This window comes from Aquabacterium sp. (assembly GCF_049317225.1).
Classification (GTDB): Bacteria; Pseudomonadota; Gammaproteobacteria; order Burkholderiales; family Burkholderiaceae_C; genus Aquabacterium.
The window spans coordinates 22,842-42,096 of sequence record NZ_JBMOIR010000001.1 but is presented as its reverse complement, the minus strand read 5'-3'; the positions used below and the strand labels follow the sequence as shown (position 1 = coordinate 42,096).

At 56.5% G+C, this 19,255-nt stretch carries 12 protein-coding genes; 6 read left to right on the top strand and 6 right to left on the bottom strand.

Annotated features, from left to right (window positions below; all coding sequences use genetic code 11):
- Window positions 1-5 precede the first annotated feature (5 nt).
- From ACOYNB_RS00155 to ACOYNB_RS00145, 3 genes are read right to left on the bottom strand one after another with little or no spacing between them, the layout of a single operon-like run.
- Window positions 6-908, bottom strand: coding sequence for an ABC transporter ATP-binding protein (locus ACOYNB_RS00155; RefSeq protein WP_422837086.1), 903 nt, complete (start codon window positions 906-908; stop codon window positions 6-8).
- 18 nt (window positions 909-926) lie between these two features.
- The gene (locus ACOYNB_RS00150; RefSeq protein ID WP_422837085.1) at window positions 927-1,892 is read right to left on the bottom strand and encodes an ABC transporter permease; all 966 of its coding nucleotides are present in this window, start codon (window positions 1,890-1,892) and stop codon (window positions 927-929) included.
- A 10-nt stretch (window positions 1,893-1,902) separates the two neighbouring features.
- Window positions 1,903-2,910, bottom strand: a complete 1,008-nt coding sequence (locus ACOYNB_RS00145) for an ABC transporter substrate-binding protein (protein ID WP_422837084.1) — start codon at window positions 2,908-2,910, stop codon at window positions 1,903-1,905.
- Window positions 2,911-3,190: 280 nt separating this feature from the next.
- Here ACOYNB_RS00145 and ACOYNB_RS00140 point away from each other — a divergent pair, with 280 nt between their 5' ends.
- From ACOYNB_RS00140 to ACOYNB_RS00115, 6 genes are all read left to right on the top strand, one after another.
- The gene (locus ACOYNB_RS00140; RefSeq protein ID WP_422837083.1) at window positions 3,191-3,403 is read left to right on the top strand and encodes a YjfB family protein; all 213 of its coding nucleotides are present in this window, start codon (window positions 3,191-3,193) and stop codon (window positions 3,401-3,403) included.
- A gap of 428 nt (window positions 3,404-3,831) precedes the next feature.
- Complete coding sequence (locus ACOYNB_RS00135; RefSeq protein ID WP_422837082.1) at window positions 3,832-5,634, top strand: hypothetical protein; 1,803 nt, start codon at window positions 3,832-3,834, stop codon at window positions 5,632-5,634.
- Entirely contained in the window at window positions 5,631-7,190 is a 1,560-nt protein-coding gene (locus ACOYNB_RS00130) for a hypothetical protein (protein WP_422837081.1), read from the top strand. The genes ACOYNB_RS00135 and ACOYNB_RS00130 overlap by 4 nt, the downstream gene beginning before the upstream one ends.
- Window positions 7,184-12,586, top strand: a complete 5,403-nt coding sequence (locus tag ACOYNB_RS00125) for an FtsK/SpoIIIE domain-containing protein (protein ID WP_422837080.1) — start codon at window positions 7,184-7,186, stop codon at window positions 12,584-12,586. Before ACOYNB_RS00130 ends, ACOYNB_RS00125 begins: the two co-directional genes overlap by 7 nt.
- A gap of 197 nt (window positions 12,587-12,783) precedes the next feature.
- Complete coding sequence (locus ACOYNB_RS00120; RefSeq protein WP_422837079.1) at window positions 12,784-13,590, top strand: hypothetical protein; 807 nt, start codon at window positions 12,784-12,786, stop codon at window positions 13,588-13,590.
- Entirely contained in the window at window positions 13,530-14,111 is a 582-nt protein-coding gene (locus tag ACOYNB_RS00115) for a class I SAM-dependent methyltransferase (protein WP_422837078.1), read from the top strand. Before ACOYNB_RS00120 ends, ACOYNB_RS00115 begins: the two co-directional genes overlap by 61 nt.
- A gap of 8 nt (window positions 14,112-14,119) precedes the next feature.
- On the opposite strand, the gene ACOYNB_RS00110 is transcribed toward ACOYNB_RS00115, so the two are convergent.
- Genes ACOYNB_RS00110 through ACOYNB_RS00100 form a run of 3 tightly spaced genes read right to left on the bottom strand, consistent with a single transcriptional unit; the run spans window position 14,120 to window position 19,200 of the window.
- Window positions 14,120-14,962 carry a phosphoadenosine phosphosulfate reductase family protein gene (locus tag ACOYNB_RS00110; protein WP_422837077.1) on the bottom strand — a complete coding sequence of 281 codons (843 nt, stop codon included), beginning with the start codon at window positions 14,960-14,962 and terminating at the stop codon, window positions 14,120-14,122.
- Window positions 14,955-18,290, bottom strand: a complete 3,336-nt coding sequence (locus tag ACOYNB_RS00105; RefSeq protein WP_422837076.1) for an ATP-binding protein — start codon at window positions 18,288-18,290, stop codon at window positions 14,955-14,957. Before ACOYNB_RS00105 ends, ACOYNB_RS00110 begins: the two co-directional genes overlap by 8 nt.
- Window positions 18,283-19,200 (bottom strand): DUF4007 family protein, encoded by a 918-nt coding sequence (locus ACOYNB_RS00100; protein ID WP_422837075.1) that lies wholly within the window; start codon window positions 19,198-19,200, stop codon window positions 18,283-18,285. The genes ACOYNB_RS00105 and ACOYNB_RS00100 overlap by 8 nt, the downstream gene beginning before the upstream one ends.
- Window positions 19,201-19,255 lie beyond the last annotated feature (55 nt).

Here is a 19,255-nt window from a genome sequence, read left to right as displayed (position 1 = left end):
TGCCTTCATTCCACGTTGTCGCTGACGTCGGTCATGCGGATGACCTGTGGCACCACATCGGGTTCGGGGTCTTCGTCCGAGGTCTCGTGCGGCGGATGAATCAGCGCTTCGATGTGCGCCTTCGTGGCGCGGAACTCGGGGCTGTTGAACTGCTCCGGGCTGCGGGGCCGTGGCACCGGCACCTCGATCAATTCCTGCACTTCACCCGGATGCGCCTTCAACACCAGGATGCGGTCGGCCAGGTACACGGCCTCGTCCAGATCGTGGGTGATGAACAGGATGGTGATGTCGATGTTGCGCCAGATCTCCAGCAGGTGCGCCTGCATCTTGGCGCGGGTCTGCGCGTCCAGCGCACCAAACGGCTCGTCCATCAACAGGATACGGGGCTGGTTGGCCAGCGCGCGCGCAATCGCCACACGCTGCTTCATCCCGCCCGACAACTGATGGGGGTAGGCATCGGCAAACTTGGTCAGTCCCACCAGCTCCAGCCATTGCCGCGCTTGCGACTCGGCCTCGTTCTTGCCGGTGTCGTTCATCTCCAGGCCGAACATCACGTTCTTCTTCACCGTCAGCCACGGGAACAGGGTGTAGCCCTGAAACACCATGCCCCGATCTCGCCCGGGCCCATTGACGGGCTGGCCATCAATCAGCACCTCGCCGGTGGTGTGGGCTTCCAGCCCCGCCAGGATGCGGATCAGCGTGGATTTGCCGCAGCCCGAGGGGCCAATGACGCACACCAGCTCGCGGCGGTGCGTCTTGAAGTGAATGTCTTTCAGCGCGGTGACGGGGCCCTGGTGCGAGTCGTAGGTCTTGCCCACGCCCTTGACTTCCAGGATGACCTCACGCTGCTTGAGCCGCTCGAAGCGCTCGCGCACGGCATCGGTCTGATCGAGGTACGACACACTCATGATGGGCTTTCCTTGTGCTCAATGCTTGCCCTGAGAGCGATCCCAGGGAAAGAGGTGGCGACCCAACCAGGCCAGCAAGAGGTCAATGCCCAAGCCGATGACACCGATCATGGCGATGGCCGCATACACGTTGTCGAAGTGCTGATAACGCGCTTGCTGTGTGATGAAGAAGGTGATGCCCGAACTGGTGCCGATCAGCTCGGCCACGATCAGGTAGGTCCAGGCCCAGCCCAGCAGCACACGCTGATCGCGATACAAGTCTGGCAAGATGCCGGGGATGACCACCCGGGTGATCAGGCGCAGCCGCTTGGTGCCCAAGGTCAGCGCCGCTTCCAGCAAACCGAAGTCCAGCTTGCGGGTGGTGTTCGAGATCACCAGCACCTGCTGGAAAAAGGTGCCAATGAAGATGATGGCGATCTTGGGCCCATCGTGAATGCCCAGAATGGCCACGGCCAGCGCACCAAAAGCCGGCGCGGGCAGATAGCGAAAGAACTCGATGAAGGGCTCGTTCACGCGGGCAATGGCGCTGTAGGTGCCGCACAAAATGCCCAGCGGCACCCCGATCAGCGACGACGCCAGAAAACCCCAGAAGATGATCTTCATCGAATGCCACAGGCTTTCATGCAGCCACGGGGCATCCTTCTGTTCAGGCTCGGTCGTGAACGCCGTGTAAAACGCGCGTGCCACCTCATGCGGGGCCGGCAGGTAAACGGGGTTGGCAGGCTCACCGGCGGGCGGGATCTGTCCCGCTTCCTTCATGGCCACCACTTCCTCGTCAAACACTGCGCGGTCCATCCGCATGCCTGGTTCAAAGTACTCGACATCGCCTGCCTGCGTCACCAGCACCTGCGGGTGCCAGACGAAAGGCAGATAGCTCACGCCGCACCACAACAGCAGTGGCAGCACAAACGACACGACGCCGAGGATCAGCTTGCGCCGCGGAGACAGCGGCGCACGCACAGCGAACCAGCCGGTGGCACTCATGGGCTGCTCCTTACTTGGCGGCAGCGTTGGTCAGGGACGCATCGATGTAGCTGTCGATGGGCTGAGGCTTCTTGTAAACGTCGTTGGCCACATTGAACGCATCCGCGATCTTGCTGGAGCCATGCAGCGACTTGAAGCCTTCTGCCTTGACCATCACCTCTTTGCCCGCTTTCAGCGACAGCAGCTTCGTGCCCTTGAGGAACTTGGCATACGCCTCGGGCGCAATGCCCACGCGAGCCGACATGATCTTCAGCGCATCGGGCTGGGTCTTGGGATCTTCGATGTAGCTGACCACCTTGTCCCACACGCCCACCACCTTTTGCCACTCGGCCTTGCGGCTGGTCAGGCTGCCGGGGCTCACGGCCAGCACGTCATAGATCAGGCCCGGCTCATCGGCCGAGGTGTACAAAGGCTTGGCGCCCGGCGAGCCTTTGATGGCCTGACCTGCAATGGGCTGCCACGCGCCCACGGCCGCCACATCGCCCGAAGCCAGCACCTGCGGCATCTCGTTGGTCTTGGCATTGACCAGGGTGACGTCCGACTCTTTCAGTCCGGCCTTCTTCAAGCCATTGAGCAGCAACAGGTGTTCGACCAGGCCGCTTTCCACCGCTACCTTTTTGCCCTTCAGGTCCTTGAGCGACTTGATGCCGGGCTTGCCGATGATCATGTCGTTGCCGTTGGAGTAGTCGGTCAGCATGATCATCACGTTGCGGCCACCCGAGGCGCCTGTGACCAGCGCATCGCCATTGGTCATGGTCACCGCGTCGATCTTGCCGGCAGCAAAGGCTTCCATCGAGGCCGAGTAGTCAAACCACTCGAACTTGACATCGACACCCGCCTGCTTGAACCAGCCCTTTTCGATGGCGACCTGCCAGGCCACCCAGCCCGGCCAGTCGCTGTAACCAATCTTCAGGGGTTGGCCCGCCCAACTGTTGGACGACCCCGCAGCCAGCGCAGCAGCCACTGCCACCGCCTTGACCCCTACCACCACACGCTTTGCCACTGCCTTGTACGACATGATCACGCCCATCCTCGGTTATTACGGTTGGAGAAATTGGTAATACCGAAACGAGTGATGCATCAACCGTGCCAAGGCTTTGGCGGACTCAAACCAGCGTTCTTGCGCCGGCAACGGGCAGCGCTGCACTCGGGCTGTGCGCGACGGCATCGGGTGTGCACCGGGATGGTCAAGGCCGGCGCAATGCGTGAATTGGGCACGTACGCCATGGGGGCATGTGGATGACAGCGTCCGGCCTGCGTCCGATAATCCATTCATCCCAAGCACTTGGAGGCTGATGATGGAACTGTCCGGTGTGTCCCCTGCGGGTGCCGCAGATGCCGTCTCTGCCATGCGGCAGGTTCAAACCACGCAAAACGTGCAGATGACCGTGCTGAAAAAAGCGTTGGACATTCAAAAGTCGAGCGCCGCCGCGATGTTGCAAGGCTTGACCGGTCCGCTGCCACTGGCCACGGAGGGATCCGTGGGGACGAAGGTGAATGTGTTGGCGTGATGCGCCCTCAATCACTTGCTTGACGCCGTGAGGTTCGAGTGATGTGGGTTTTTGATTACATCTGTCCGCAAATGTTGGTTTGCCAAGCCAGTGTTTTCACCCGCCTACGGGTAATGCCCCTATCTCTGTGTTGAATTCCGTTACGCTTGTAAGCGTCGGTCTACATCTTAGTTCTCAGGTTGCGCAGCTTAGTGCGCGCATGCCTTTGTCAGGCTTGCTCACAGTGAGGGTGCTGGAACAGCGCTTTCCGTGGAACTAACGCCGAAGCAAGAGCATGGTGGACGCCGATTGCATAAGTAAAAACGGGTTCAAACGGGAGCGGGAGCGTGACAGCGCAAGAACAGACGAAGTCTGCCGACATGTCTATGCCTGGCAGCCATTGGGTTAGGTTTCTCCGTAGCTACGGGCCAACCTCTAACAATTTGACGATGTTCGATGAGTACGTCGCGAGTGCGTTGGGGCGAGCCAAAGTTCAGCCGATTCAACTTTCCACCCCGCTGCTAGACGACATGGTCCGGCACCTGTCCTCTGGCGCTGCGGGGTCGATATTGATTGCTGGAACTGCAGGGGATGGCAAGACATACCATTGCCGTGCGTTGTGGCAAAGCATTGGCGGAGATCCAAAAGCTTGGTCGGCAAAAGGAAATATCAAAGAGCATCGCTTGAGTGATGGGCGCTTAGCCGTTTTCATCAAGGATCTTTCCGAGTTCAACGGCGAAGAAAGTGATTTGCCGCTACAGAGGTTAGAGCAGTCTGTTCTTGGTGGCGATGATTCTGAGATCGTGATTCTTGCCGCCAACCATGGTCAAGTGCTTGACCGGCTGCGTGATCTTGGCAAGCGGCAGGGGCGAGACCATCCTTTGCGCAAGCCATTGCAGGACACATTCCTGCAGGCAGCTGCTGCACCTAGCCGACTGGCGGTTTTTGACCTTAGCAGGACAACTGGCCGCAAGACACTTGAAGAGATTGCTCGTACGGTTTCGAGTCATCCCGAATGGTCAAACTGTGAGCAGTGCAACTTGAGGCAGGCTGACAAAGTCTGCCCCATTGATGAGAACCGCCGGCGGTTGCTGGGAGATGCGGATGATGGTCAAGTGGCACGCCGCTTGGGGGATTTGGTTGAGATCGCACGACTCAACGGGCTTCATCTACCTATTCGAGATCTCTTGGCGCTTTGCACCAACATGATCCTTGGGTATGCCGATGCGAAGCTCGCTAAAGAAAATTTGATGACGTGCGCTGATGTGCCCAAGATTCAGGAGTCTGGGCAGATCAGCAAGGCGAGTCTTTACGCAAATGCATTTGGTGCGAATTTGCCTAAACGTCGGGCCTACGATCGTCCTGTCTTCCGAGCTATGGCTAGTTTTGGCGTTGGCGAGGAGACTACTAACGCCGCAGACGGCCTCTTGGTCTATGGCAAGGATGATGGTCGATTGCGGACTGATTTTGAGCGTCTTGTGGCAGTGGATTCCACTTACGGTGGCACGCCAGATTTTTGTGCCGCCCAAGATGCGTATCTAGAGGGATATGAAGGCGCTCGCTTGGAGGGGGGCGCAACCGAATTCCTGACGATGCTCGAGTCCCAGCGACGGCGCCTCTACTTCACATTGCCTGAGCCTGATCCCGGATATCCAAGATGGGAAATGACAGCGTTCCGCTTTGGTGGTGAATATTTGGAGCTCCTCGATGCGTTGAAAGCGAAAAGGCAGGTCAGCGAAGTAGCCCGTGGACGAGTCGTGCGAGGACTCAATCGAGTGTTAACGGGACTCCTTTTGGAGAACGTCGATCGCATTTTCGTCGCGAGCTCTGGAGGCTTTACTCAAAGCCGGGTGAGTGTTTTGTGCGATCGGGATATTCCTGCGCGTCGGCAAGGTGGCGTAGGTATGACTTTTAAGATTCACGAACAAACGGGGCGGCCACAACTTGATTTGTCGCTTTCGCCGGTTCCAGGAAATTCTGTGACCTTTGAGTTGACACCTACTCGCTACGAGTTTCTCGCGCGTGTCGCAGAGGGCGCGTTGCCAGTCAGCTTTTCAAACGAATGTCTTGAGGACCTTTTGGCGTTCAAAGCCAAGCTCTTGCGTAAGGCTGAGAACGTACGGCGGGCAGGCTTTGGCGACAGTGATGACGATGAGCCAGGAGAGGATGCGTCGCTGACCTTGAGTTTCATTGACATCGAGCCAAGTGGAGGCGGCTTCACTCGTCCCGTGACGGTGAGGATTCAAGAATGAGCGAAATTTTCAAGCGTCCTGAGATCAAGTCGGTTGATTTCTGCGTTGATGAAAACATTTGGGGGCACCGTCTGTACGACGAGCAGTTGCCGCATTTGACTGTTCTTGAGTTCTTGGGGGCGTTGGGTTCAAACTTGGACCGACCACTACGGCCGCACGACAATCTCGGCGGGGCCTTCCGGTTGCTGCCACAGAGGCAAATTCGGCTGCGTGGTCTTTTGTTCAACAACCCCTATGTTGAGTCGATTGCAGAGAGCAAGCTACCTGACGAAGAAAAGTGGCGTCAGTGGTTTGTGCGGTTTGAGCAAGGTGCAACTGGCAATGGCGACGGTGCTGCTGATTTGGCGTATTTGCGGCGATCCTTCGCCAGCTTTAACGATTTCGCTAAGGCGGTTGAGTTGCTTCGTTCGTCCTCCTTTGAGGCGCGCAGCAACAAGCGGTGGAGCTCAAAATTTGTTTTCCCATTCGGTCCTGACGCGCTGTATGAAGATCTGCAGATCGACGCGAAAGGAAAGATGAGCAACGACCGGCGTTTCTTCGCACGCACGGGGGAGTTGCTCTACATGATGCTTACACGTGCTAAACGTGGCGCGGAGTTAGGGGACCTATTAGCTAGGCGCCTGTTTGACAGGGATGCGCCAATGAATCGGCTTGCCCGAGCCATGCAAGGTGCACCGCAACGTGCGGAAGATGCGCGTCAATCTGGCTATCTACCGGAGATCAGTAATCCCCGGTTTGATCAAATCTGTGAAGACTGGCTGTCTGTCTTGGCGAAGGATATGCCGATTTACGACGCTCTAGAGCATTTGATTGCGATCACCGGACTCAATATGCTGCTTTACTTTCTCGAGAGAGCGAAGAAAGTTGCAGGTGACGATGAACCGGTAGAAATCGTTTGTGAGATTGTTTCCAAGGAGCGCACGAAAGTGCGTGCACTCTCCGGTGATAGCTACCAATTCAATCAAGGGTTGCCATCAAAAGCGGTGAGAGCGCATGTCGAGTCGATTCGCTCCCATGAGGCGTGGTCAAAGGCTTCTGAAAGCGATTTTCCTGATGCTGCGCAGTTGACCCTGATGCGGACGCATTTCCAGTGGCCGCCGGGTGATGCAGATGACGATGAAGATTACTCAGGGCAAGGCCCTGATGTACTGGTGGATGAGTTGGTGAGGCTTGCTCTTGCTCGTCACGAGCAGCATGTCGGCAAGATTCACGCATCCTGGTCTCGGGCAATTGGCCTGAGTTCGCGCCGGCTGTCACGACGAACACGTTATGCACCCAATGATCGTCTTTTGAAATCGGTCGTGGTGGCGATCGTTGACGATCGCATGCAATTCGATGAATTTCTGGCTGAGGCTAATAGGCGCTATGGCTTGATCTTGGGAGATGCAGAAGGTGCCCGTCTGATCAATGCCAAGTTGGTCGACCAAGAAGAGCTTAGTGAGAACCGCGCCAACTTGGAGGCACGGCTCGCTGCATTGGGCTTAGTTCGCCGACTTTCAGATTCATGTTCCTTTGTTGAAAATCCGTTTGCGTTTAAGGGAGACGCTGCATGCTGACCGATCGCATCATCGGGCGTGTCGGCGCGGACATTCTCGCCAAGCGCGTATCTAGCTCTGGCCAACCGGGGGATACCGCAGCACTGTTCCGACTCGACAAACTCTCGTCCAATCAAATCGCTGCGGTCGCTCGATCTATTCTTGCGAATCCAGATTTGCTGGCGCAAGTAGATCTCATGATCCCTGAGGCGCTGGTTGATGGACAAGGGTTACCTGCTGCAATTCTGATCCCACATAACGCTGGCTACGTCCGAAATAACGCGACGACCGCTAAAGCGGCCATCCTCACCGCTAACGGCAATGAGCACAACTTGGCTGATACGCTGGGGCATGTCATGGCCATCGGAGCCAAGGAAATGCGCGCAGACCCAGAGCCTTGGGTCGAGGCCACTTTGCATGCTGGGGGACTCTCTCCCGTGCCAGATGATCGTGCGGTGCTTTTGGCAGCCATGGGCGGTCTGCTCGCTTCGTCAGAACTTTCCTTGGTACAGCTTGGAGATTTCTGTTCAGAATTCATTCTCGCGATGTCGACGCGGGGGCTGCCAGTTCGTGATGCCATCGGTTTTGCTTTGCCGTGCGCCGGGCTGCCCCGTGACACCACCGTCTTTTCTAATGCGAAGAGTTTCAGCACATTGCGTAAGCCGTGGCAAAACGCATTTGCCAAGCTTTTTGCTCAGCGCGCTCCATTGCTGAAGAAGTTACGACAAAACGGCCAGCCGCTTGATCCAGACGAACTGGTTGAGCGCATTAATGCAAACTCAGCAGAGATTGCAGAGGTGGCGCGTCTTGCACTCGATGCATTCGTGGCCGCACCAGTCGGCGATCCCGATGCTGCTGCTGCGCTGGCCCAATTTGAGTGGGAGGCCGATGGCGTCTACTTGGCGTTTGACAAGCCAAAGGAAAAACAGCTCGGCTTAACCGATGCAACTGTGCGCTTCTTCGATCACGACTGCGAACCAGAAAACGCGCTCGATGTAGATGATCGTAAGCATCTCGAAGACTTGAAGTCTCGCGAGAAGCGTTCTGACTTCACAGAAGAAGACGAAGCGTTCTTTGCCAAATATCGGCGCTTGCTGGAGCAAGACGCCAAGCTTTGCGCCCGTTGGGAGAAGGCGCTTTATGGCAAGCCGATTGAATGTAATGACTTCTTCGATGGCTTTGCCCGTGTCGTGAACAGTCTTCATGCAGGGGTTCGGGATATTCACGGTGAGCGCTTCTTGCGATTCACCGTCACAAAGGGTCGAAAGGAGTGGCGAGAGCGATTCAACTATGACGCGGGAAGCTACTTCTCGGCGATGTATCGCGGCTTGAAGGAGCTCATGGGCCCTAAGGTTGACTGGCGTGTTGAGCGCCTGGGCAATGCAGCTTTGCCAGATCCATTGTTCGAGTACGAAGCCTTTTTCGCAAAAGAGAAGGAACTTCGGGATGACAAAAAAAACAAGGTCAAACCGAACTCCTCGCTGTCTCGCGTTGCACTTCAGATTAAGTTCGATGTTGCATTGATCCAGGTTCACAAGGAGCGGGAGGCCGTACTCGCCAAAACCCAGCTTTTGTGGAGCTATAAGCCCACTGCCATTGGCTTATCGATGGTTGCGGATATGCGCCGCTTACTTGAAAAGGGCGCTGTGGGATGCACTGAAGTGCCTCGGCGCTTGGTCAGTAAGAAAGGTGGTGTGCAGAACGTGTCTTTGCTGGACACGGGGACGCTAGAAGCCACGTACTCTACTGATGCAGGATCACTTGTCCCCGCGGCCAACAAACTTAGAAGCCTTCGCCATGACATCAAGTCACGCATCAAGGATTTGGCAGACGAAGGGCGTTTGACCTCGGTTCAACGGGATGAGATTAAAGCGTCCTGGGAGAAGTTCGAAGCGGACTATGCCAAAGCGATGGAGGACTTCGTCGCTGTAGGCTTGCATGGCGAAGCCGTGATGCGGCAAGCCGACTCCTTTGCAGCATTGATGAATACTTTGTTGGCTCAAGCCCGCGGGGATGTATGCCGATCGCGCTTGGTCGCAGAGGTTCTCTCTGTCGGTACGGTGCGTGTCGCAGGGGACAATCCGGCCGTGATCATTCCGCCCTGGCATCCAGAGCGGATGAAGGCTCTGGCTGTGAAGTCAAGACGTGTAGCTAGTTTTGCGACGCATCTACTGTCGAGTAACAGTGTGCTCTACGGTGATCGTGAGATCTTTATGCGGGAGCTATCAGACGAGATTGCTCACCCGTTTTATCCGGAGATCGCACTACTCAATCGAGCTGGCGTACCGACGTTGGTGTCCGTGAGTAGCTCGGTCAACGGGTACAGCCTGTTGGAGGCGCCCACTCGGTGCGTCGACGATGCCATGACGGACGTTGACCCCGCCGCCGCGGCTAAGCAGGCGAGGGATCTGTTGGAGCGCTATGTGGGCTTGCAGCCGCATGAGGCCTCTAATCTCAGCGTGGTTCTATATAACGCAGATGCAGCAGAGTTGCCTCTTGCGACTGTGCGGGAGCTGTCGTCTATCCAGGAGGCGGGCAATCTTCAATGCAGTGTTTCGGTGAGGCATGCAGATGCTGCGAAGCTTCGTAGTGTTTATGGGGAGCTGGTTAACAAGGCTGGGGACGATCCTGACTTGCCCGTGGTGAGTGAGACCAGTGACAACTTCATCTCGAAGCTGCGCATCGCAGTGACGCCGATCTCGGCCACGCCCAGTGAAAGTGCGCAAGGTTTCAAAGCCTTCGATGTGGCGTTCCTGCATGATGTGGTGTCGCGTGCTGCGCAATCAGAATGGTTGCCGGTGCCCTGGACGAATGATCGACCGAACCTTGAGCATGCTCCTTCGCGTTGGTCTTACCGCAGTGTCTCTGGCGAGAACGAGCTGAAGTCCACCACCTTCTTGACCTGCCCTTGGCAAACTGCCTCGGGCTGGGCTTATGTGTCTGCCGTAGCAGCTGTTTGCCGACAGACCGATGCCTTGCCTGACGAGCGCTATTTGCCTGCTCGACGCATCTCGTTGCAAAGCCCCGCTTTGGCTGAGATGATCACTGACGCGCACAACCTCGCTGAATGGGTGGCGACCTACGACGAGTTGCTCGACAAGCGCCAGCTCCAGCACAACGACATCACTGTCGTGCGTTATCGCCGAGGCTCTACCAATGGACGAAACATGATTGTCAGCTCGACCTCAGAGCTGCGACTGTTGAGTGTGCTGGTGCGACGCCGCTTGGATGAACTGAACATTCAACTCGATGACGCCGAACTGACAGGGGTCGTCGATCAGATCAAGCGGGATGCACTTTCGGTTTCGGGCGATATCGTGCTCCGTGCAGCTAAACGCGGTGTGTCTGCTGGTGAGATGATCGGCTTGGTGCTCAGTCGCTATCTTTTGGCTGAGGAGTTCAAGGCTTCGGCGGCTAGTGGGCAGGTCTTGACCGCCTACTTCCTGCTTGATGACTACGCGAGTTGGCTGTCTCAGCCAGAGAGTCGAATCGCCGATGTTCTCGCGCTCAATGTCGAAGAGCGTGACGAGTCAATACGCGTTGTCATTTCCATTGTCGAATCGAAGTATGTCGCGACAGATGGTTTAGCTAAAGCGCGCAGAGACTCGAAAGATCAGTTGTTGGCCACGCTCGGCATGTTCCGGGAGGCGCTCTTTGGGGATCCTGGGCGTTTGGATCGCGATGTCTGGTTGGCCCGATTGGCGGACATGCTCATCGATGCAGACATCCCTCCAGGGATGACTGGATTGATGGAGCGTGCTCGCGCGAAGCTTCGTGAAGGTGACGTTGAGATTTCGCTGCGAGGCTACTCGCATGTGTATGTTCACACGTCAGATGCCGGATCTGCATCGGCTTCGGATCAAGAGCTCTTGGAGGAATCCGCTGGCGTGAAGGCTTGGCAGGAAGTCTTCGATCGCCCTGATCTACGCAAACTTGTTGAGTCATATGCGAAGGGTGCAGGTGGTCGCGAAGCTCGCGCCGGTCTGGGGGCGCATCAGCCTTGGGCTGACCATACCTATAAGGCGCCCGCGCCTCGCGTCCCTTGGCTCTCTGCGATGGGGCAGCTCTCCAGCGTAGATGTCACCACACCGCGGCAAGATGCGCTTACGCCTATCGAGGTTTTGGCAGAGGCCCAGGAGACGAGCAAACCGGCCGAGGAGTCGGCAGCTTCGGCAAACGGGCCAAGTGACGTTGTTGCTGCTACGTCTCCTTTGATGTCGAGTGACACTCCAGTCTCTCATCAGGGTAGCGCACTCGCTGCACTGGTTGCCTCCAAATGCGCGGGCGTCGCGCAGTCCGATGTCGAGCGCGAAGAATGGGCGCAGGATGTCACCAAGAAGCTGAAAACGGCGCTCAATAGCTACGGGCTACAGGCAGCTATTTTGGGCACCCGTTTGACGCCTAATGGTTGCTTGGTTCGGTTGGCGGGCTCCGATCGGTTGCGCGTCGAAGACATTGAGAACAAGCGAACCCAACTGCTAACCACCCATGCGATCAACCTCGTGACGGTTCAACCGAAGCCGGGTGAGATCGTGGTCACCATTGCTGGCACAAAGCGCCAAGCTGTGTCGCTCTGGGAGCTTTGGGCGCGTCGTGATCTCAATCGCAATGTCGCGGGCATCAACACGTCCTTCCTCTTGGGCTTGCAAGAAATCAACGGGGCGTTGCTGTATCTGAACCTTGGCGCGGAGTTTGGGGGGCTCTCCTCTCATGAGCCGCATTCCCTGGTGGCAGGAGCAACCGGCAGTGGCAAGTCGGTGCTGATTCAAGCTTTGCTCTTGGACATCGCAGCGACGAATCCCAAGGAGTTGGCTCAGATCATTTTGATCGACCCGAAGATGGGGGTCGATTACGCCCCGTTGGCTGACTTGCCGCACATGCGTGACGAAATCGTCACGACAAAGGAAAAGGCCAGCGAGGTGCTTGAGGCGTTGGTTCAAGAAATGGAAGACCGATATCGCGCCTTTGCCAAGGCCAGAACGCGCGACTTGCCGACTTACAACGCCAAAGTGCCCGCTGAAGAGCGTTTGCCCATGGTCTTCTTGGTCCACGATGAGTTCGCGGACTGGATGCTGGACGACGCTTATAAGGCGGCGGTGGGTGCAGCGGTGCAGCGCTTGGGCGTGAAGGCCCGCGCAGCCGGCATCCATCTGATTTTCGCTGCGCAGCGCCCCGACAAGGACGTGATGCCAATGCAGCTTCGCGAAAATCTGGGAAATCGCCTTATCTTGAAGGTGTCCAGCGAAGCGACCTCAAAGATCGCGCTCGATCGTCCTGGCGCTGAGCTTCTGTTGGGCCGTGGGCATCTGGCCGCCAAGCTTAACGGTGAGCAAGGGCTCGTATTCGCGCAAGCTCCATTCCTGTCTGATCAAGACATTGAAGCTGCTGTGGATTCCATTCGGAGGGACAACGCATGATTGGCGCTCGATGGAGGGTGGCGACGTGCACCATGATCACGGTCATGGCCGTAACTTCCCCGTGCCGTGCCGAAGGGGGGGCGAAGCACTCACCTGCAGCAGTCGTGCCCTCAGTGGCCGGTGCGTCTAGCCCTGATACCCGCAACGATGACCGGCTCCAATGGGAGTTGGCTAACGCAGCAAGTAGGCTTCAGTCCGTGGAAGGTGCGATCGCCAAGTCTGCTGAACGTGCCGATCAGGTTGCACGTAGGACGTCTCTGTATTCGCTGTATACAGTTGTTTTGACGGCACTGTTGACAGCAACGCTTAGCTTGTTCGCTCAATCTTTCCTGATGCGTCATCAGCGCAAGATTCATAGAGCTGATACTGAGGCAAAGGTTGCCAACAGCTATATCGAGTGGCAGCTTAAGCAGCTATCTGAGCTATATGGACCCGTTCGAGCCCTGCTGGGGCAATCGAACGCGATTTATCGCCAGATGAACAAGGCCCTAGTTGCGGCAGACGGCACGCGGTTCCAGTTGATAGCTGGCCAAGACTTTGACGACAAAGAGTTTCAGATTCGAATTGCAGAACATTGGACGCGATTTCGAACCGTTCAGCATCTAACAGAGGTCTATGGCAAGTCATACGGAGTCGAGCCGTACTTTGACGACGTGGTTGACGTTGGCGCAAGATTAGCTGAGCTGATCCGGGAAAGGGCTGGTCTGGCACGCCAGGAGGATGAAGAACTGATTGACGTGATGGGTGAGTACCTCGCTCACTATCTGGTCCTTAAGAGATTGCACGAGAGGGTGAAGAAGGGGGACGCTATCCATCTCAATGCCGTGGAGGAGCAGGCGGTCTTTCCTGTTCGCCTTCAGCAGTTGGTTGACAATGGATTCCAGTCAATCAACAAGCAAGTACTCCAGTGGCGCGGCCTCAGCAATACACAGAAGAAGGAACGTTGTCGTTCTATAACGAAAATGCTGTCTCCTACGCTCTTGAGACCGCACAAGCGGATTTAAGTCAACTCTACAGTCAGTTTGCGGCCCGCTTGCAACCAGGGGCGCGTGTCCTAGACCTTGGTTGTGGCGGTGGGCGAGATCTGCGCGCGTTTAAGACACGCGGTTTTGACTGTATCGGTGTGGATCCATCGGCTCGTTTGGCTAAGATTTCTGCCGAAACGTCTGGCTGTGAGGTGCTTGTTAGCAAAGCTCAGGAATTGAGCTTTGTCGATGCATTCGATGGGATCTGGGCCTGTGCGTCACTGCTTCATTTGCCGAAGGTGGAGATGCCTGCGACGCTGACTCGCCTGCGGAACGCGTTACGCAGCAATGGCGTACTGTTTCTCTCTATGCAAGAGGGGCATGGTTCCTCTGTCGAAGAGGACGGGCGGTTCTATGCGCGCTATTCGAACCAGGAGCTAAGGGAGCTAGTCGTCGCTAGTGGACTGAACTTGATCGATCAATGGATCACTGCTGATTCACTCAAAGGCCGTGAATCCATTGCATGGATCAATTTGCTTGCTGTTAAGCCCAGTAGCTGACTTGACTTCTACTTGTGGCAAACGGCGCAAGAACCGTTGCCTTCATCTGCCCCGTAGATGTCATCGATGTCTTCGGAGCATGCCTTTACCGGTCGCAGCGGGTTGATCGGGATAGCCTTACGCGTGCGAGCGCGACGAATCTCGTATTCGGCTTCGATTGCGGCAACGCGTTGCGGCTGCTCCATTTCCGCAAGCGATTCCCCTTTTGACCACGTGAAGGGTGAGCCGTGCTCCAAGGCATCCTTCTCCAAGGCCTTAGCTGCGGCATAAGCCTCTGGGTGACGCTCTCGCAGTCGAACCCACTCGATCTTCTGTTGGAAAAAGCAGAAGGTACAGCCGCTGCGTGAGCGCCACTCGTAGTACTTGGGATAGCCAACGCCAGAATTTTCCAAGATGTCGATCACGCCAACCTTGTCGATGCCTGCCTCACGGAATGGCAGCTTCACGAACAAGTTGTCAGCTTTGGCCGCATAACCTTCGCGATAGTCTTCGTCTGCACGAATGGCCACATAAGATGTGACCTTGTCACCTGCGGCAAGCATCGGGCGAACCCACTTTTCAAAGGGGGCGAGCTTCAACTGTCGAGTGCACCAACGCGTGTTGGGGTTGGGCAGAAAGTGGTTGTACTGGCGCAGCCAGAACTGGAAGTCACGATCAGGGTTCAGGCGCAAGATGGGCTTGCCCAACTTACCTTCAAGCTTGCCGAGAAACTCGTACACCTCGGGTAGCTCTTCACCAGTGTCTGTGTAGAAGTACTCAATGTCGAGCTCGGGGTGGTGCTCACGCATGTAAACCGCGAGCGCGGCGCTGTCTTTGCCACCCGAGATTCCTAGAACGTGTCGCTCAGCCATTGGCAGTCTCCTTGTCGATGGACGCCAGCTTCATCCCCGCTTTGGCAAGGATTGCCAGCAGTACGTCGGTGTCTAATCCCTGGCCTTCAAGTAAAGATGCAATCTCTTGCGCTTTGGCCTCAACGGTTATACGTTGACGATCTGAGATGGCAAATGAACGAGAGATTGTTTTGGTCTCTGCGCCAGACCCGATCACGACAGCTATGGCTTCACTGTGTGCCTGACGTCCCTGCACGGTGACGAAGGCCTCCGCTTCCCGGAAGCGCCGCGCAAACTTAGCCAGTTCCAAGATGGCCACGTCAATGTGTCGGTCGACCCAGTCGCGCGGGGGCCTCTCGGCCGCCATACTCAGTATTCCCTCTAGTGATGCACGTGAGCCATCGAAGTTGGCTAGACGCGTTGCGAAGCCGTCCATTTGCAGGTCACCCGAGATGCCGGATACCGCGCGAGCGCGATCACGCAAGGTTCGAAGCTCTTCCCGGCTAGCATCTAGCGCCGCCAACATCTTTGCTTCGACCTCCGTCAGCATCGTGCCGTAGGCGCCAACCAACTCGTGCAAGGGCGCGCGCAGGGCCTGCACATAAGCTTTGCCATCATCTGCACCAAGTAGTGCAGGCAAGTCGACGAACAGAACCTTATGTGGGTCGCTGGCTTTCAGGAGCATGTCACGCATGTCCTTGGCGATCTTACTTAGGCGCGCACTTCGACGCGTCCACTCGGGCAGATTGAAAACCATGGACACCAAGCCGCGAGCAGCTTCCAGCGGATCGGCTGCGCCAGCACTTTCACCCACCTCGGCCAAAAGCTTTGAGATGCCTTCGAGAATATGGGTCTTATCCTCGTCAATCGCAACCCACCGTAGAGCAAAGCGCTTAGGGTCTTGCAGACATTCATCAATATCGAAGTCGGTCAATCGGGGAACAAACATCCCGTCTTTGTAGACAGCGATATTGGCTTTGTGGGCCAGCAAAAAAGCGGTGAGGATGACCGGCTGGATGCCCTGCTTTACACCGAAAGGCGAGGCACTCCACAAAGCATAAATCTCATGAGCTCCTACACGTATGCTTGCATCAGCGAACAGATCGCGAGTGGCTGCCCATAGTGACGAAAAGTGTGCGTCATCGTTATCGCCGGGGGGCATGAGACGCCACGCACCCGATACATCTTGACGGTGTAAGCCGGTCCTTCGAAGCAGGGTTTCGTAGAGTCCGCGCTCCGCAGGGAAACCTTCGAAGCCAAGGGCTTCGTGTGTCTCTGCATTGATCATGGCATGCAGCAGATCCCGCCGTGCCTTCACGCTATTGCTGGAAACGCTGTCTCTGTTGATCAGCTCACTCCAAACGTGTGGAGCGTGGCTGAATAAATCGTCAGCGAGGCTGGATGCCACCCGTGACAACTTCGCGCCGCGATTTACGACCTGATCACTGCCGTCATGCCACTTTGCAAGCGAAACTGCCGCATGCAACTGATCTTCTAGACTGGCGCGGGTGGCTGCCAAGCGTGCATAGACCTCGCGACGCGCAACGGCATCTCCAGCGAGTTCGTGCCGGTCCTTGACTTGCTCCAATGCCACAAGCTCTGCCGCGAGATCAGTTATGCGTGCATGGTTGTCGGGGATCCCCACCATGACGGGCCACGGGCGAAGTTTCGAGCATTCCTGTGCTCGCAGGCGGGCTATCCTGGCGCTCATACCTTGGCTAGGTAGAGCCAGGATGAAAGCGCCGAATTCTCCCTTCTTTGGGGAAAAGTTCGAGGCCATCTTCTCAGCTTGCTCGATCCCGCATAGAGACATTTCCATCCAGCGCAATGTGCCGGTGTCGTGGTAATGGCGCTTCGCCACGACGGGATGTAGACCCATTAGCTGCGCTAGATGAGAAAAATCGATGCCTGGGGAAGATGCCAAGGCTTGTGAAATGGCTGAATCGATGTCGAAGTCGCTGCCTTCAAATACTGACCAAGCTCCTGTATAGCTCTTGAAAATGGCAATTTTGAGCGAGCTGAGCTTTTGTAGGGCTGCGCTGAGTTCTTCTTCGCTTCTGTCGTAGAAGAGTGTCCCAATGACTTTGGCATCAGCTGCAAGCCCCGATCCATTGCGGAACAAGTCGATGATCGCAATGTTTTTGATCAGCGCAATGAGAAGCGCATCGCCCGTTTTCGCCTCTGCACGCTCGACCGCTTCGACTGCCTGAGACCATCGGTGACCATCAGGCGACGCCAGAATGGCTGGTTCCAGGTTGGATCTCAGGTAGTCCCAATAGTCACTTGGGCGATACCAACTAGCCTCGGATTTCAGCGTTGAGTTGAGATAAGAGCGGAAGCCGTGGGGCTCAACGGATGAGAGAAAACCAAACGTGCTGCGCTCGTTCTGACCGAACTGTCGCTTGGAAATCGGGCCCAACAAGGCAGCCATGGCCGGATGAAGGGGCCAGCAGCGCTCCAGGGCCTCAGCAAAAGTTTTGCCGACCGCAGGGCGGCGAGCGCGGATGGCGTCTGCTACACAGGCAGATGCGTCTTTCATCCAGTGAGGACGTTCCCTTGCCTCAATGGCTCGGCCAATGAGCTCGACGACCTCATCGCTCGCTGCGACGAATGGCATGTCGACATAGCGACCTTGAACCTTCGCCCAGTCGTCTCTTGTGTCAATGCCCAGTCTCGCGGCGTATTGCGAAAATGATTGGTGCAATACCCCTACAACCACCAAGCGACCTTTTGATCGGGCAGCAGCCTCTGCCAACTCTTGGAAGAAGTACACATCATCCCCGGAACCCAAAGCTGAGGCTTCCAGGAACTTGCCCATTTCGTCGATGACGATGAGGACACCATCGTGAGGGCGGCCATTGGCCTCATCCAATAACTCGGCGATCAGGGATTGGGCGTTAGGCTTGCTGCGGCCATCGACGTTACGGTCTTGCGCTCGCCTAAGTGAGGCATGTAAATCAGTGACGACACTGCCTCGCCTGCCTACAGCAGGCACGATCAGCCAGCCGTTTCGAACAGGGAACGCTTTGTCGAAAGCGGGCTTTGCGTCAAGGTGCAGCGCCTCGCGTGCCTTTGCTCGGAGCTTCTTGTCCGGGTGCAGTGCACTTGCTAGAGCGACAGCTAGCGAGCTCTTGCCGCCTCCAAAAGGCCCGGTCCAGGTGAAGCAACGTTGGTTTGTCTCCGCCAGCTGCTTGCTCATGCCATCAACGACGGCAGTTGCGGTGGCGTGGCAGATGTAGCCAGCCAGAGCGTCTGCACGGCCGATGTCAGCATCGACGCGTATAGAGCGTTGATATTGACGGGAAATGTGAACGATGTCCGACAGTGCCGGTTGCTTCTTGTCAGTCATACGCGCGCCTGATCATGTTCTTGAGGTCTTCTTTCGATAGCTCTTTTCGATGGACCTGTCTCAGACCGGCAGAGTCGGTCCATTCAAGCTTGCGCTTAGTGAAGTCCGATAAGCCAATGAGGCGTTGGGCGATGGACTCTTCGTCGAGCTTGAATACTCGGCCCGGCGAACCTTCCGCATAGGCGATCGTCTCGAATGCCAATGAACTTTGCCCTGCAGCGGTTTGGTTCCAAAAATCGACGAGTGCGTATGTAAAGACACCGTCGTGTAAGGATGTCTTTGGTCCACGACGAAACGCGTATTGCCCCTTGTGAACTTCCTGTAGCAGGCCCAATTCGCCGAGCAGTGGCTCAGCAAAATCTTCCGGTGATCCGCCGGCAGCGCGAGGGGCGTAGCTTCTCAGGCATGTCTCGAGATCGCGTGAAATCGTTGCTTGCGAAAGTCTGTGCTTGGGATCGAGTGTTCGCGCGTATTGCACCAAGGGATCTTCAAGCTCTTGACGCGTGAAGGTCGGAGCGGTGACGTGGTTGAACAGCCAATACCACGTGGTTGACCTGAAGCAGTGGCCTGCAAGCTGCCAATGGGCAAGCCATGCAGTTGATGGGCTCTCTGCGTACGGATCAAGCCCGCCATCGTCCAAGATTTCCGTGGCTAGGCTGCCTATGCGGAATCCCTCATCGGTCTCTCGGATAACGCCACAAGCCAAGGCCCAATGCCGGATCGATGAGACCATGTTTTTACCGACGCCAAACTCGGCGATAGCAGTTTCATCAGTAAAAGTCTTTTTGGGGATCAGTCCGTCTTGCCCGCTGTTGTAGACCTTCTTGAGCCACATTTGACGCAAGGGAAAAGTCTCGTGCCCAGAGAAGTGGGCGGGCGGTCTTCCGCTGAGTTTTGTTGTGGATTTCATAAAGCCATTTTAGAGGAAAGACCAATCAACTGGTGAAACTCACCAGTTGTGAGGG